Source organism: Erysipelatoclostridium sp. DFI.2.3, assembly GCF_019132535.1.
Taxonomy (GTDB): domain Bacteria; phylum Bacillota_I; class Bacilli_A; order Erysipelotrichales; family Erysipelotrichaceae; genus Clostridium_AQ; species Clostridium_AQ innocuum.
The window spans coordinates 1-14,730 of sequence record NZ_JAHOOJ010000041.1; the positions used below are offsets into that span (position 1 = coordinate 1).

Annotated in this window: 17 protein-coding genes, 4 tRNA genes, 1 rRNA gene and 1 pseudogene; 18 read left to right on the forward strand and 5 right to left on the reverse strand. The window is 41.4% G+C overall.

Annotated elements, in window-relative coordinates; translation table 11 throughout:
* From rrf to tsaD, 7 genes are all read left to right on the forward strand, one after another.
* A 5S ribosomal RNA gene (gene rrf / locus KSZ58_RS21920) occupies nucleotides 1-95 on the forward strand; the annotation flags it as partial.
* 410 nt (nucleotides 96-505) lie between these two features.
* Nucleotides 506-1,753 (forward strand): aminoacyltransferase, encoded by a 1,248-nt coding sequence (locus KSZ58_RS21925; RefSeq protein ID WP_224727414.1) that lies wholly within the window; start codon nucleotides 506-508, stop codon nucleotides 1,751-1,753.
* Between the two features lie 15 nt (nucleotides 1,754-1,768).
* Nucleotides 1,769-2,989, forward strand: coding sequence for a peptidoglycan bridge formation glycyltransferase FemA/FemB family protein (locus tag KSZ58_RS21930; protein ID WP_008818767.1), 1,221 nt, complete (start codon nucleotides 1,769-1,771; stop codon nucleotides 2,987-2,989).
* Between the two features lie 12 nt (nucleotides 2,990-3,001).
* Entirely contained in the window at nucleotides 3,002-3,454 is a 453-nt protein-coding gene (tsaE, locus tag KSZ58_RS21935; protein WP_008818768.1) for a tRNA (adenosine(37)-N6)-threonylcarbamoyltransferase complex ATPase subunit type 1 TsaE, read from the forward strand.
* Entirely contained in the window at nucleotides 3,454-4,059 is a 606-nt protein-coding gene (gene tsaB / locus KSZ58_RS21940; protein WP_008818769.1) for a tRNA (adenosine(37)-N6)-threonylcarbamoyltransferase complex dimerization subunit type 1 TsaB, read from the forward strand. Before tsaE ends, tsaB begins: the two co-directional genes overlap by 1 nt.
* A complete protein-coding gene (rimI, locus tag KSZ58_RS21945) occupies nucleotides 4,056-4,505 on the forward strand; it encodes a ribosomal protein S18-alanine N-acetyltransferase (RefSeq protein ID WP_008818770.1) in 450 nt (149 codons plus the stop codon). Before tsaB ends, rimI begins: the two co-directional genes overlap by 4 nt.
* Complete coding sequence (gene tsaD, locus KSZ58_RS21950) at nucleotides 4,502-5,533, forward strand: tRNA (adenosine(37)-N6)-threonylcarbamoyltransferase complex transferase subunit TsaD (RefSeq protein WP_008818771.1); 1,032 nt, start codon at nucleotides 4,502-4,504, stop codon at nucleotides 5,531-5,533. Before rimI ends, tsaD begins: the two co-directional genes overlap by 4 nt.
* Before the next feature lie 157 nt (nucleotides 5,534-5,690).
* Here the strand turns inward: tsaD and KSZ58_RS21955 are convergent, their stop codons facing one another.
* Nucleotides 5,691-5,882 carry a DUF378 domain-containing protein gene (locus tag KSZ58_RS21955; protein WP_008818772.1) on the reverse strand — a complete coding sequence of 64 codons (192 nt, stop codon included), beginning with the start codon at nucleotides 5,880-5,882 and terminating at the stop codon, nucleotides 5,691-5,693.
* 96 nt (nucleotides 5,883-5,978) lie between these two features.
* Between KSZ58_RS21955 and KSZ58_RS21960 the strand changes: the two genes are divergently transcribed.
* The 7 genes from KSZ58_RS21960 (at nucleotide 5,979) to KSZ58_RS23040 (ending at nucleotide 9,274) form a co-directional block, all read left to right on the forward strand.
* Nucleotides 5,979-6,965, forward strand: coding sequence for a hypothetical protein (locus tag KSZ58_RS21960; protein ID WP_009270952.1), 987 nt, complete (start codon nucleotides 5,979-5,981; stop codon nucleotides 6,963-6,965).
* A complete protein-coding gene (locus KSZ58_RS21965; RefSeq protein ID WP_002607657.1) occupies nucleotides 6,965-7,297 on the forward strand; it encodes a type II toxin-antitoxin system PemK/MazF family toxin in 333 nt (110 codons plus the stop codon). The genes KSZ58_RS21960 and KSZ58_RS21965 overlap by 1 nt, the downstream gene beginning before the upstream one ends.
* Before the next feature lie 170 nt (nucleotides 7,298-7,467).
* Nucleotides 7,468-7,543: transfer RNA gene (locus tag KSZ58_RS21970), tRNA-Asp, on the forward strand.
* A 31-nt stretch (nucleotides 7,544-7,574) separates the two neighbouring features.
* Nucleotides 7,575-7,650: transfer RNA gene (locus tag KSZ58_RS21975), tRNA-Asp, on the forward strand.
* Between the two features lie 5 nt (nucleotides 7,651-7,655).
* A tRNA-Gly gene (locus tag KSZ58_RS21980) sits at nucleotides 7,656-7,729 on the forward strand.
* A 516-nt stretch (nucleotides 7,730-8,245) separates the two neighbouring features.
* Nucleotides 8,246-8,806 carry a hypothetical protein gene (locus KSZ58_RS23035; RefSeq protein WP_233104448.1) on the forward strand — a complete coding sequence of 187 codons (561 nt, stop codon included), beginning with the start codon at nucleotides 8,246-8,248 and terminating at the stop codon, nucleotides 8,804-8,806.
* A gap of 129 nt (nucleotides 8,807-8,935) precedes the next feature.
* The gene (locus KSZ58_RS23040; RefSeq protein WP_308125186.1) at nucleotides 8,936-9,274 is read left to right on the forward strand and encodes a zinc ribbon domain-containing protein; all 339 of its coding nucleotides are present in this window, start codon (nucleotides 8,936-8,938) and stop codon (nucleotides 9,272-9,274) included.
* A 182-nt stretch (nucleotides 9,275-9,456) separates the two neighbouring features.
* Here the strand turns inward: KSZ58_RS23040 and KSZ58_RS21990 are convergent, their stop codons facing one another.
* Both KSZ58_RS21990 and KSZ58_RS21995 read right to left on the reverse strand, forming a co-directional pair.
* Entirely contained in the window at nucleotides 9,457-9,849 is a 393-nt protein-coding gene (locus KSZ58_RS21990; RefSeq protein WP_008818775.1) for an Rrf2 family transcriptional regulator, read from the reverse strand.
* Nucleotides 9,846-10,259 (reverse strand): Rrf2 family transcriptional regulator, encoded by a 414-nt coding sequence (locus KSZ58_RS21995; RefSeq protein WP_009270950.1) that lies wholly within the window; start codon nucleotides 10,257-10,259, stop codon nucleotides 9,846-9,848. The genes KSZ58_RS21990 and KSZ58_RS21995 overlap by 4 nt, the downstream gene beginning before the upstream one ends.
* Nucleotides 10,260-10,533: 274 nt before the next feature.
* Between KSZ58_RS21995 and KSZ58_RS22000 the strand changes: the two are divergent.
* Nucleotides 10,534-11,259: pseudogene (locus KSZ58_RS22000) on the forward strand (PLP-dependent cysteine synthase family protein); the annotation flags it as partial.
* Between the two features lie 244 nt (nucleotides 11,260-11,503).
* On the opposite strand, the gene KSZ58_RS22005 reads toward KSZ58_RS22000, so the two are convergent.
* Nucleotides 11,504-11,594, reverse strand: a tRNA-Ser gene (locus tag KSZ58_RS22005).
* A gap of 596 nt (nucleotides 11,595-12,190) precedes the next feature.
* Here KSZ58_RS22005 and KSZ58_RS22010 point away from each other — a divergent pair.
* From KSZ58_RS22010 to KSZ58_RS22020, 3 genes are all read left to right on the forward strand, one after another.
* Nucleotides 12,191-12,661: a hypothetical protein gene (locus tag KSZ58_RS22010; protein ID WP_008818777.1), complete on the forward strand. Its 471-nt coding sequence runs from the start codon at nucleotides 12,191-12,193 to the stop codon at nucleotides 12,659-12,661.
* 70 nt (nucleotides 12,662-12,731) lie between these two features.
* On the forward strand, nucleotides 12,732-13,367 hold the full coding sequence (locus KSZ58_RS22015; RefSeq protein ID WP_008818778.1) for an HAD family hydrolase: 636 nt from the start codon (nucleotides 12,732-12,734) through the stop codon (nucleotides 13,365-13,367).
* Between the two features lie 38 nt (nucleotides 13,368-13,405).
* Complete coding sequence (locus KSZ58_RS22020; protein WP_008818779.1) at nucleotides 13,406-14,179, forward strand: DUF2812 domain-containing protein; 774 nt, start codon at nucleotides 13,406-13,408, stop codon at nucleotides 14,177-14,179.
* 57 nt (nucleotides 14,180-14,236) lie between these two features.
* Here KSZ58_RS22020 and KSZ58_RS22025 read toward each other — a convergent pair whose 3' ends face one another.
* Entirely contained in the window at nucleotides 14,237-14,449 is a 213-nt protein-coding gene (locus KSZ58_RS22025; RefSeq protein WP_002607649.1) for a zinc ribbon domain-containing protein, read from the reverse strand.
* Between the last annotated feature and the right edge of the window lie 281 nt (nucleotides 14,450-14,730).

Genomic DNA, 14,730 nt, shown 5'->3' on the forward strand with positions numbered 1-14,730 from the left:
TGGACACACCTGTTCTCATCCCGAACACAGAAGTTAAGCATATCAGCGGCGACAATATCTGGACTGGCTCCAGTGAAGATAGCACGCTGCCAGGTAATCTGACTCATCTTACGATGGGTCTTTTTTTGCATAGATTCATAATAATACATATAGTAAATCTGATTTTATGAATCTGTATCCTTCATTAACACCCTGCAAAATCTCAGACTTATAAGTAGTTGAGGTGTGACTCTATATGTGTTTAGTATAAGTGTATAGTAAGAATAAGACAGCTGGTTATTTCTGGTTGTGAAAATAGAAAGCATGCTCTACGAATCCATTTTATTACTTTCACAGGCGAATATATGTGCTTTATCTATAAAACAGAAAAGTTCTCTTAAATTTCACCCTTAATTTAAAAAATCATCAACAAACGTGGTATAATAATACTGTTTTGACGATATGAGGAAAATGCATACAGATTATGCTTACAGATTACGATAGATTTGAAAAGGAGGACGAAATTTTGGAGTTTACAACGTTGACACCTCAGGAATATGAAGCATTCCGGAATCAGCATCCCTATCGGGATTTTATGAACTCGCTGAAGGCGATGGATTTAAAAAAAATCAATCATTGGGATGTTGAGTACGTTGGAGTAAAGGAGCAGGATAAAGTTATCTGTGCAACTCCATTAACATCCATACCGGTAATGAAGCTGTACCGGTTTTACTATGCGCAACGCGGATTTCTAATGGATTATCATAACGTGGAGCTTTTGCGTTTTTTTACGAAGGAGCTAGCCGCATATTTGAAGAAAAAAAAGGGCTTATATTTAGTTGTTGACCCAAATGTATTATATAAAGAGCGCGATATCGATGGTGAGCTGGTGGAAAATGGCTTTGATCATTCCTATGTAGTGGACAATATGATTGCTTCAGGATATGAGCATCAGGGCTTTACCAAGGATTTTCAGGTGATTTCAGAGATTCGCTGGATGTTTGCCTTATACCTGGATGGCAAGGATGAGAATACGCTCCTCAAGGAAATGCATCAACAGACACGCTGGTCAGTGAATAAAACCTTAAAGCAGGGAATACAGGTGCGTGAATTGTCTATCGATGAACTGGACATCTTTCTTGATATGATGCATCATACCTCACAGCGCTGTGAATTTGCGGAGCGTGAGCCGGAATTCTACCGAAATCAAATGATTGCTTATGGTGAGGATGCGAAGCTACTCCTGGCATATCTCGATTTAAATGATTTCCGTAGAAAGCTGGATTTGGAAAAGCAGGATCTGGAAAAAGAGCATGCAGAGATACTCGCCAAGCTTGAAGAACTGCCGAATAGTAAGAAATTTATCAAGAAGAAAAAGGTATTGGATGAAGCATTGGCATTGAATGAAAAGAAATATAAGGATGCGGATACCTTGGAGCAGGAGCATGGAGCCTGTATACCGATGGCTACGTCGTTTTTTATTCAGTCGCAAGATGAGCTTGTCTACCTTTACAGCGCCGCATATGATACCTTTAAGAAATATAATGCGCCGTATGCAATTCAGTGGCATATGCTGCAGTATGCTCTGAAGCATGGAATTCGCAAATATAATTTCTATGGCTTATCCGGCGATTTTGATAAGAATGCGCAGGATTATGGGGTTTATGAGTTTAAAAAAGGCTTTCACGGTGTCGTGGAAGAGCTGGTTGGTGATTTTATTCTGCCAATCCAAAAGGGGCCGTATGCACTTTATAAGAAATTAAAGAACAAATAGTTCTATGGAGGTAGTATGCAATATCAATTTATAGAACAAGTCGATGCAAAGGAGCATGATGCGTTTGTAAGCAAACATAAATTATGCAATCTTCTGCAATCCAGCAGCTGGGGTCTTGTAAAGGAAAACTGGAAGCACACAATTGTGGGTGTAAAATATCAAAATCAGCTGGTAGCAAGCTGCATGATTCTCATCAAGCCACTGCCACTGGGATTCAGTATGTTTTATATTCCACGTGGACCGGTTCTGGATTTTTCGAATACTGCGCTTGTGGCATTTCTCATGAAAGAGCTGAAGCGCTATGCAAGGAAGTACAGGTGCCTGTTTATTACCTTTGATCCAGCTGTCCACTGTAACGATTATACAATAAAAGAAGCAAATGAGAACCATTATGAGCATATCGATGCTATGATACAGATGCTGCAGGATCAGGGGGCTGTATTTAAGGGATTCACAAAGCATATTGATGATACCATTCAGCCGCGTTATCATGCCAATGTTTACGCCTGTGATGACTTTAATGCTACCTTGTCCAAAGGCTGTAGGAAAGCATTACAGACGGTTCAGAAGAAAATGATTGAGGTTTTGCCTTATCATATGGATGGTGTAGAGGATTTTGCAAGGGTTATGCATTGTACGGAGGAGCGTAAAAATATTCATCTGCGGGATCAGGAATATTTTCAGCGTCTTATGGAAATCTACGGTGAGGATGCCGTCATCTTTCTGGCCAAGCTGCCGCTTCGCAAGCTGTATGAGGATACAAAGCAGCGATATGAGCAGAATGAAAGAGATTTGGCAAAATGTCCGGAGAATGCGAAGAAAAAACGCTTTACACTGGAAGAGCTTCACGCCTCTCTTAGTCGCGAGGTAAAGGAGCTGCAGGAGAATCTGGAGCGTGATGGAGATATTGCGGTTGTTTCCGGGGCGCTATGTGTAAAATTCGGACCGACTGCAGAAATACTGTATGCAGGAATGGATGAGCGCTATAAGCGTTATATGGCACCTTATGCCAGCTTTTACAGCTGTATGACATGGAGCTTTGAAAAGGGCTGTCGCTGGAGTAATATGGGAGGAATCGAAGGCAGCTTGAAAGGCGGTCTTACCAAATTCAAGGCGAATTATAATCCAACGATTAATGAATTTATCGGAGAGTTTGATTTACCTGTTTACAAATCACTGTATGCTCTATCGCAATGGGCAATGAAGCAGAGGAAGAAAGCACTGCAGAAGAAATAAGAGGTGAGAACGATGAAACAAATACCTGTCTGTTCGCTGGAGGAAACCGGAGAACTTGGATTGAAATTAGCTTCTCTTATAAAACCGGGAATGCTGATTACATTAAGCGGTGATCTGGGAGCCGGTAAGACAACATTTACAAAATATCTCGGTAAGGGGCTTGGTGTTAAAAAAACAATCAATTCGCCTACCTTCACTATTTTAAAAATATATCAGGGTACTTCCATGCCGGTTTACCATATTGATGCCTATCGGCTGGAGGGAATCACTCAGGATCTCGGATTTGAGGAGTATTTTGAGGATGATGGTGTATGTGTGATTGAATGGCCGCATTTTATTGAAAGTCAGCTTCCAGGGGAGCGATTACACATCGATATTACCAGAGTAGAGGGGGAAGATGAAAAACGAATGTTTACATTTGATCCAAAAGGCGAAGTGTATGAAAAAATTGTGGAGGCGTTATAATGAAAACATTATGCTTGGACAGTGCGCACAAGTATCTGGTTATCGGTCTGTATGAAAATGATCGTATGATATGCGGCACTGCTAATTTATCATGGAAGAGACAATCGGAGACCATATTTCCGGAGCTGATGCGCCTGATGAAGGAAGCCGGCTGGGACAGTGATGATGTGGATGAAGTTGTGATCACAGACGGACCGGGAAGCTATACAGGTGTGCGGATAGCAATGTGCGTTGCGAAGGTTTTATGTACCAGAAAGCATATACCGCTATACGCTGTTTCCACTCTGCAGCTTTATGCAGGAGTTCATGAGCGTGCATTTGTCATGCTGGATGCAAGAAGTCAGCGTGCTTATACAGGCGCTTTACAGGGCGGTAAATTTGTTGAAGAGGAACAAATTCTGACACTGGATGAAATTCGTTTGCTTCTGAATCAAGCGGATTATCAGCTGTTTGGAGACTGTGAGCTGATTGATCTAAAGGCGAAGGAACCAAAGTTTCTTGAAAACTTCATCGCATTGCGTCCGTTTTATAGAAAAATTGAGAATGTACATACATTAACTCCGCGTTATTTAAAGGAGTCGGATGCATATAAGGTAAAGCCATGATCCGCAAGGCTGCAGATAGGGATCTGGAGCGCATCATGCAGATTGAGGAGATTTGCTTCAGCAGTCGCTGGACAAAGGAAATGTTTCTTTACGAGCTGCATGAGAATGAATTTGGTCATTTTTATGTATTGGAAGAGAATCAAAAGATTGCTGGCTTCATTGATTTCTGGATAACATTTGAGTGCTGTCAGCTGGCGAATATCGCTGTACATCCTTCTTTTCAGAGAAGAGGGTACAGCCGCTGTCTGATGGATTTTATGATTGCATCGGCAGAGCAGGAACAGTGTGAAACAATCATGCTGGAGGTGCGCCCCTCGAATGAAGCAGCGCGCTGTCTTTATGATTCCTATGAGTTTATGAAGGTGAATATACGTAAAGGGTATTACAATGATAATGGCGAAGACGCCATTGTGATGTGCAAAGCCCTGGGAGGTAATTTGGTATGAAACAGACACTCATACTGGCTGTGGAATCCAGTTGTGATGAAACAGCTGTGGCGGTTGTAGCGGATGGAAAAGAGATTTTGTCCAATGTCGTTGCAACACAGATTGATGTACATAAGGAATTTGGTGGTGTTATTCCAGAGGTTGCAAGCAGAATTCATGTGGAAAACATATCTATGGTAATTGAGGAGGCATTGCATAAAGCGAACGTCGCGATGGAAGACATTGATGCGGTTGCTGTTACGCAGGGACCGGGTCTGGTAGGCTGTCTGCATATCGGTGTGCAGGCGGCTAAGACGCTTGCCTGGGCATTTCATAAGCCACTGGTACCGGTTCATCATATAGCCGGACATATATATGCAAATCGGCTGATTACGGATTTGAAATTTCCATTGCTGGCACTTGTGGTATCCGGTGGACATACAGAGCTGGTTTATATGAAGGATGAGTGGAGCTTTGAAATCCTAGGCACTACACAGGATGATGCTATTGGTGAAGCTGGAGATAAGGTAGGACGAGTGCTGGGACTGCCGTATCCAGGTGGTGTTTATGTGGATAGAATCGCTAAGGAAGGCAAGCCCATGTATAAGCTGGCAAGACCAAAAACAGAGAATCCAATGGATTTTTCCTTTAGTGGCCTGAAGAGCAGTGTATTGCAGTTCATTGATCGCTGTAAGCGAAAAAATGAAACCTTTGCCGCTGCTGATTTGGCTGCATCCTATCAGGAAACCGCGTTTGGCGCCCTGCTGGAGCGTGCGGAGTATGCATTGCAAAAATATCATCCTGCTCAGATGGTGCTTGCAGGTGGTGTTGCCGCAAATTCCTGTCTGCGTGAAAAGGTGGAAAAGGGTCTTGCTGATAAATATAAGGATATTGAATTCATCATTCCTCCATTGTCCTGCTGCACAGATAATGCGGCAATGATTGCCGTTGCAGGATATATTGCGTACACGCATGGCGTGCGCGGTGATTTTGATCTGACAGCAGATCCCGGCATTGAACTGGAAGAAGCTGCACAGAGTCCTGCATAGAATTACTGAAAAGTTCCGAAGCTGTAATCGGAGCTTTTTATTTGGTATCGTTTTTTTTAATCTATAATCTGTATTACATAGAGTCTTCATGCTTGTCTGATGTTTGGTTTACATGAGCATTTGCATTCCTTTGAAGGGATGGCGAACTAACGCGATTCTATTCTTCAGGACGGAATGCGAGAATGTCAATAAAGGCACATACACCGATTACAAACGCAATCAGTTTTTCCAGCCATGGAATCGAGGTTATCAACTGTGTCAGATAGTGAAAGCCCAAGAGCATGGATAAAGCATAGTTCAGACAGAATAGAATCGTAAGGATGAGACATATTTTTTGTGTTTTTTTCATTTTCTTCACCTGTTCTACTTTATGAAAATATTCTTCAATTATGAATGATTCCGGAAATCCTGGCATAAAGTAGGGTGAGCAGGAGGGAGATTTAATATGAAATCAAAAATCATTGCAGGCGTTGGTATTGTCGTTCTGGCTATCGCACTCATCTTCGCAATGAAACCAAAATCCTTTGATAAGCAGTTTGAGAAAATGATGTCTGATATGAATTCCTATATCCTGGAAGGCAATATGGAAATTGCGAAGGGTGAGGATGTGAAGACATATGCTGTGGAGGTCGGTTATAAGAAGGCCGATAAGGATTTCTTCAAGGTGACATTGACGGATAAGGAGTTGAATCAGGAACAGATTATTCTTCGAAATGATGCTGGAGTTTTTGTAGTAACACCAAGTCTGAATCAGATTTTCAAGTTTGAGGGAGACTGGCCGATGAACTCTCCAAAACCGTATCTATTGCAGTCAATTTCAGATATTGTGAAGGGAAAGGATGCAGCGATTAAGGAGGAGAAGGGCGGTTATCTTGTGACAAGCAAGGTATCTTATCCAAATAATAAGAACTTCGATCATGAGGAAATCATGTTTGATAAGGATTCCAAGCTGAAGTGGCTGCAGATTTATAACAAGGACAATACATCTGAGCTTAAAATTGTGTTTACAAAGTCGGATTATAATGCAAAAATCAAGGATGATTATTTCAAGGCACCGACTGTTCTGGAAAAGTCAAAGGCTACATCTGCAATAACGGCTGCCGATTTGCCTTTATATCCGGTTATGGTGTATGATGCCAAGCTTGAAAATATCAGCAGTATGAATGCGAACGGACAGACGAAGCATGTTCTGGAGTATACGGGAGATAAGAATTTTACGGTTGTGGAAACAAAGAAGGAAAGTGTAAAGGAGACGCAGACTGTGATTATGCCCGGTGAAATGATGGATGCGTTGGATGTGGTAGGATTCTATGATGGAAACCATCTAAGTGCGGTGTATGATAATGTCGAGTTCACTGTATTTTCTGATGACCTGAGCCCGGAGGAAATGATGCAGGTGATTATGAGCATGCAGGTGGCTGTGATGAAGTAATGATAAGGAGAGGAGATGTATACTATGCAGATCTTTCTCCGGTTGTCGGTAGCGAGCAGGGAGGCGTTCGCCCGGTTGTTGTCGTGCAGAATGATAAAGGTAACCGCTATTCAAAAACAATTATTGTTGCTCCTATTTCAAAAAAGATGTCAAAGCCGCCAATTCCCACACACGTCATATTTAGTGATGATTCACTGAGCTATGTTTCTATGATCCTCTGTGAGCAGCTGCGTACCATAGATAAGAAGAGATTGGGGCAGTGGATCTGTACATTGGATGAAAAAACACTGGAAAAGATCAATCGGGCAATTCGGGTAAGCCTGAGTATATGAATACATGAGGGGTTCCTTTTTGGAATCTCTTTTTCATTATTGCTGAGGAGGTGATGACGATGATCGGTATAGGAAAAAGTGATAAGAAATCAATAAATTTTTCATTTTTTACTTGTCAAGAATGAAGTTTCGTGGTATTATATACAGGCATTGTGGTAATACAAGCTGAAGGTCCAGTGGTGTAGTGGTTAACATGCCTCCCTGTCACGGAGGAGATCGTGGGTTCGAGTCCCATCTGGACCGCCATTTAAATCTTTGAAATGTGTTTGAATATGATGGTCCAGTGGTGTAGTGGTTAACATGCCTCCCTGTCACGGAGGAGATCGTGGGTTCGAGTCCCATCTGGACCGCCAGTTATGCAGATGTAGTTCAATGGTAGAACACAGCCTTGCCAAGGCTGATACGGGGGTTCAATTCCCCTCATCTGCTCCATAGAAAGATAAAAGCCGATAGATTTCGGCTTTTTTTTCGCTATCAAAAAGTTTGCCAACTTTTTGACCAACAAATTTCAGGAGCAGATGAGGGAACCCGATTTCGCCATGGCAGGCTTTCAGCTGAATGCATAACCGGCTGTGTATATAAACAGCGAACCCATGATCGGTATACTGTGTGTGGCATGGTAACCACAAACGTGCGAGCCAACCCACGATTTCAACGCGTTGATGGTTGAGACGGGAGGCAGATCGAAAAGTGACTGGACCGTTCAAGAGAAGCAGTGCATACAGGTTAGCTTATATGCGTGTTTAAGATTTGCTATTATATTTAACTTAGACTGCTATGATACTTAGAAATTGATCAAGATTTGTTGAAAATTGTATTTACTGTATCATTAACCGTTCAATGTTCAGATAGTTTATATTTTTTAGCCTTATATAGGTTTTTTTTTGCCTTTTTTTAGGAGTTTTAAAAATTTTAATCGTATGTATATAGTGAAAGGAGGAAAATTACATGTATCTTACCATTAAATTGCAGTTACAGGCCACGCATGATGAAAAGCAGATACTCCGTGCATACAGCAGGCGCTTTCAGGACGAGGTCGAGCGCATCATCAGACGATATCAAAAGCTGGGAAGTGTCATATTTATACCATATAAATGGGTCAGTTCAGATATCGCATTTTATTCCAAAAATCAGGTACTGCACTATGCGAAGACTCTGTATGAGGAGCGCAGACTGCAGCATAGGGCCGTGTATCCCAGCAGTTTTTCCTGTATGGCGAAATCTATGCAGCTTGAGAAGAATTCAATTGTATTCATGTTTGGCCAAAGCTTTCTTGTTCCTGAACTGCGTATCAGAACCGAAATACATAAACAGCAGTGGAAGCGGTTATGGAGTGGGGAATTGGTAAAAGCGGATATAAGAGAAATACATCACGATTTCTACGCTTATCTGCTGCTTTGTGTTCATACACCGAATACTGCCGGAATTCTGAACGAGGAAAGAAAAATGGGAGTTGATATTGGTATGCGATGTCCGGCAGTTTGTTATACCTGCGATGGTGTAATCTGATTTGTCGGGAACGGCAGAGAAATCCGGTATCACACAAGAAGGATCAGAAAAAGAGCAGATGAATTTATAAAGAGAACGCAGGGTAAAAAGAAACAGCAGTACCATCGTCTGAATGATTACAAACGCTATATCGATCACTGCCTTGCGCGTGAGATTGTAAATTTTGCAATTGAACAGAAAATCCAGATTATCTGTCTGGAAAAGCTGTACCATTTACAAAAAAAATTTTCAAAGCATGAACAGATTTGCTGGTCCTATCAGCGTCTCCAGCAATTTATAGCGTATAAAGCAAAGCTTGCAGGAATACATATTCGTTACGTGAATCCAAGACTTACCAGCAAGCGCTGTCCTTCCTGTGGAAAAATCAATAACGTGAAAGGAAGAACCTATACCTGCCGCTGTGGTTTTCACCATCATCGTGATGTTGTCGGTGCTATGAATATTCTTCATGCACCTGAGATTCTCTGAATGAGAGTCTGCCCTGAATACCATTGGTACTGTTCAGGGATTGGTGAGGGCGCACCTGAGACTGCATAGCAGCTTCATAAAGAAACGTCCAGGGACTTGAATCTCATGTGCTGTTTATACAGTACGAAAACTCCATCTTTATGAAAGGTGGAGTTTTTAAAAAAGAAGCTGCGTGCATCTCTTTAAGATAATGATAATTCCGCAATAGTCAGGTCAGAAAGGTATGCTTTCAGATTGTCATCAATCAAAGACCAGACCTCACGCATCAGTATTCTCTTCATTGGATCTCGTTCATCCTGTGTGTTGACGATGCTTGTATTGGTTTCCATCAACGCAATGATATCATAAATCGTGATACTTTCAATCGGACGTATCAGCTGATAGCCACCCTGGCTTCCCCGGGCACTTGCGATGAACCCGGCTTTTTTCAATGTTGCGAAGATCAGCTCCAGATAGCGTTCGGAAATTTCCTCACGTGCACCTATTTCTGTAATTGACAGCGGGTGGTCTTTACCGTATATAGCAAGATCAATTAAACATCTTGCCGCATATCGTGATTTTGTTGACAGCTTCATGCACTCACCTCATTTCTATAAATATCAGTTAGATATTTCAGTGTCTTACTCTCAAGGACTTTGTAGATTTGTTCCTGCATACCCATCCACACCGGTTGTGTCCGACAAATACCGGAGCGAGTACATGTATGGGAAAGACATACAACAGGATCCAGTTTCTCTTCAACTGCCAGAATAATATCCTTTGCCGTTATTTCTTCAGGATCCTTTGCAATCTGATAGCCGCCATCCTTGCCGCGTATACTTATCAGGAGCTGTGCTTTTTTCAATTGTTTGAAAATCTGTTCCAGATATTTCACCGAGCAGTTTCTGGCATCAGCTATATCGCGAATACTGACACATGCAGTATTTCTTGAGGCCAGCTCAATCATGGCTTCCAGTGCATATATGCCCTTTGTAGAAATTTTCATATCATATCTCTCCCATCAATTCTTATCTTATATTTTAGTTGATATATATCAAAAAGACAAGCATATCATACAAAAATTATAGGAATATTGAATCTTATGCATTGACAATCAAAGGAAAATAACATATAATCCCAGTAAAATGATAGGAGATGGAAGCGTGAAACTGAAAATTCATATTGCTGACAAGTTTCATCATACGACACGATGTTATTACCTCGCCTTAGTTTATATAAAATAACAAAAGAAGATGGATAAGAAAAAGGAGAACAAATACATGGAGAAAATATATAACAGCATAACCGAACTGATTGGTAGCACACCATTGATCAGGGTTCATCGTTTGAATAAAGAGGGAAAGGCAGAGATTCTGGTGAAAACAGAGGCTTTCAATCCTGGCGGAAGTGTAAAGGATCGCATTGCATATCAAATGATTATGGAGGCTAAAAAGGCAGGAAGGCTTGACAAAGACACAGTACTGATTGAGCCGACGTCTGGTAATACAGGTATCGGTTTGGCGATGACTGCGGCGGCTCTCGGTATACGCCTAATGATCGTTCTTCCCGAAACTATGAGTGTCGAGCGCAGGAAAATGATTCGTGCATATGGTGCTGAGCTGATACTGACTGAGGGAAGTAAGGGGATGACGGGAGCAATTGCCAAAGCTGAGGAGCTGCATAAGGAGATACCGAATTCCATCATTCTTCAGCAATTTGAAAACGCGGACAATCCCAACGCTCATTATCTTCATACCGGAGAGGAAATCTGGAGAGATACAGATGGAAAGCTTGATGTATTTGTCGCAGGCGTCGGCACCGGTGGCACAATCAGTGGAGTTGCAGCTTATCTGAAAGAAAAGAATGCGGATATCCGGATGGTAGCTGTGGAGCCTGAAAATTCTCCGGTATTATCCGGTGGAGCTGCAGGCCCGCACAAAATTCAGGGAATCGGTGCAGGATTTATACCAAAAAACTATCATGGAGAGCTTGTAGATGAGATTGTGCATGAAAACGAGGTTTGGTTTTGATCAATTTCATGTAATGATCATTTATCCAGCCTCCTTTTTCTATAGGGCGCTTCATAATGAATGCACAGCTGTTGGAATGCCTGGAGTTTCACAGTATAGCCTGTTCACTTAACCGTTTCCTATGCCCTACTCCTAAGTCGACACCATAGAATCTGTGTTCAATTCTCTTCTACGATCTGTATATAAAAAAACATCGCAATTGCGATGTTTCACTTTTTAATGGCGGAGTAGGAGAGATTTGAACTCTCGCGCCAGTTTCCCGACCTATACCCTTAGCAGGGGCACCTCTTCAGCCTCTTGAGTACTACTCCAGCTCTGATCAGCAGTAAGTGGTTAGATAAAACCGTTTTATTCCACTGCCATAAAAGTATATCATAATCGTTTTTAAAAGTCCATACCTAATTTTTAAATTTGTGCATATATCCCATCCCGATTAGTTACTATTGTCCACACATCAGAATATATTCAAATACTGTAATCATATAAATACAGGCAATAGCAACAACGGTGATATCTCTAGTAGTGCACGTGTTTTCTCAGTCTAAGACAGTTGAATAGTAACTGCCGTATCGTTGCTCAGGAATATGCATACATAAGTAGATACTGCGTGGTTTTGCATCCTTCAAAACAGAAATTTGTATAAGTATGTATACCCATATCCTGTATAGCACACATAACCTCATGCGCTGAAAAATGAAGTGAGAGAAGAAATAAGCGCAGCTATCCATCATATGGAGATGTCATATGATGAGTTTCTGGACCTCTGTAAAAGAAAAGAGTTATAACTGCTATGCGTATCATCTCCTAGATCTGCAAGGTATGAAAATAATGAAATAAAAAAATTTAATAAATTTTAGGAATTTCACCTCTTCCATCCGTATATAAGGGTAAAAGGAGGTAATCAGTTATGTATCGAACGATTAAAATAAGACTTCATGCAACAAAAGAACAAAAGGAGCATCTGCTTGCATATGAGGAGGTCTATCACACAGATTTACAGGATTTGATCCATCAGCTGCACAAGCACCCATCCAGCATTAGATATGCGGATTTATGCTTTTCCGACGCGATTGAGGTTCACAGTCGCTGGTTGCTGTATCAGACAGCCTTGAAAATGTTCAACAGGCAGCTGGCGCATAAAAAAACATCCTATGGGAAATCGAGTACATGGGGACCGCGTTCTTTTCAAATAAAAAGCAGTCGTTTAACGCTGCATTACGGAAGACAATTTTCACACAGAAAGGACACTCTGCTTATGAAGCCGCTATCTCAGGAGCTGCTGTCCCTGCAGGAGCATACGATTATCCGTATGGATCTAGTCCATGATGAGTTTTTCTGGTATGCGAATTTTCTTATCCGGATTGCTGCGAATACATGAAATAGTGTAGCCATTTTCTGTAAAATATGCTACGATAATTAACGGTTACAGTTTGATAGAAGAGGTTCATATGAAAACAGATGGAATTATTTTTGATGTTGACGGCACACTCTGGGATGCGACGCAGAGAATCGCTGAAGCATATACGGTTATTCTGGAGCGGGAAAAAATCGAAGGTAAAGTTATAACAGCAGACATGCTTGCGTCTGTGATGGGTCTTTTGAATGAGGATATCGCGGCAAGACTGTTTCCTGAGCTATCCTGTGAAAAGCGGATGCGACTTATCGAAACCTGCTGTGAATTCGAATGTGAGTATTTGCGAAAGCATGGCGGTAGGCTGTATCCCCATGTTGAGGATACTTTGGAAAAGCTGTCAGCGCGGTATCCATTGTATATAGTATCAAATTGTCAGGATGGTTATATTGAGGCAATGTTTGCTGTACATGGTCTTCAGAAATATTTCAGAGATTATGAATGCTCCGGAAGAACTGGGAAAGCGAAGTTTGAAAATCTGAAATCCATAGTGGAACGCAATCACCTGCAGCAGCCTGTTTATATCGGTGATACAAAGACAGATCAGGTATCCTGCTGTAAGGCAGGGATACCATTCATCTATGCTTCCTTTGGATTCGGTGAAGCGGATGATTATGCAGCAAGTGTGGATACATTTTCAAAGCTTGCTCAGCTGTTTTTGACAGAACAATAGCATTACGGTATTGATACAGAGGAAATGGAGGGTACGCCATGAGTGAAGAAAAAAAAGAACAAAGCACAACTTCGGAATCTGGACTTGATCAGATTTCTTTGGATGACGAAAATAAGGAAGAGCTGATTGCGTCAGACAGTCTGGATAAAATGATGGAAGAGCTAAAAGCGGATGCGGACGGCAAGCCACAGCAAGCTACGCAGGAAATAGAAAAGCCAGTGAGCGCAGCTCCTGCTGAGGATGTGAAAAAGTATAAGCTGTTTTTTGTTTCCGATATGGATGAAGAAGCAGAGTATCTGCACAGCATGTCAGAGAAGGGCCTTCATTTCGTAAGGAAAAACGGAATTCAATACATATTTAAAAAAGATACGCCGAAAAATTATTATTATCACCTTGGATATTATGAAAAAGATATTCGTGACCCTGACCAGTATGTGGAAAATTACAAAGAGGCGGGATGGGACAATATCTATCATGAAAAAGGCGAGTTTAATGGTGTGTGGAATTACTTTCGTACAGAGATGGAAACTGGCACAAAACCGGAGATTTTCAGTGATCGAACGTCAAGGATTGCTTTATATAAGCGACTTTTGACAAGCTGGAGGTCGTTGCTTACCATGCTGGCCATTTGTTCGGCTTTTATCATAGGGCTTCTCGCCTTTTTATGGCTGGGTGTAAATGCATCCTCCATTACTACATTAGGAATTCAGGTTTCCGGTGTGATTCTGCTTTTGATACTTGCGGTTTTTATTTTATATTTGCGGCTGTATCACAAAATAGGCAGAAAGCTTGAGGAGCTTGAAAAGCATTAGTACTGTATATAAAAAGCTGTAACGCGATTACTGTGAAAGCAATACGTTACAGCTTTTCTAATTCCCTATAAAGAAATCGAGGATATTCCATCCGGCATCTGTCTCCTGTTTATACAGCTCAGTATAACCGCAGCGAGTGCAGGAAACCGTGATAAATTTCTTGTTCTGTACATCGAAGATTTTTGAAAAATTACCGCCTGTTGCCTGAAATTGATCACTTTCATATTGTGTGTTACCACATTTCGGGCAGACATATTGTTTCTTCTCCATAAATACGCCTCCTTGTTTATCTGATTATATCACGGAGATACAGAAAAAGGAAGATGGCATATATCAGCAGGGAGACTTTTCATGGTGCAGGGGCAGGGCTCCATGTCCCAAAGTACACAGCCATTTTCAGCAGAAGGTAGTGGATGTATCAAAATGCTGAAGTGAAAAGTTAAATTCCACTTTCAAAAGGCGAATAAAAAATGTGGAACTTTCTTCTACAAAAGTCTATACAGAGCATAAATATAGCGTTAGAAAGGGTTTCAAATAGGTAGAAGTAAGTA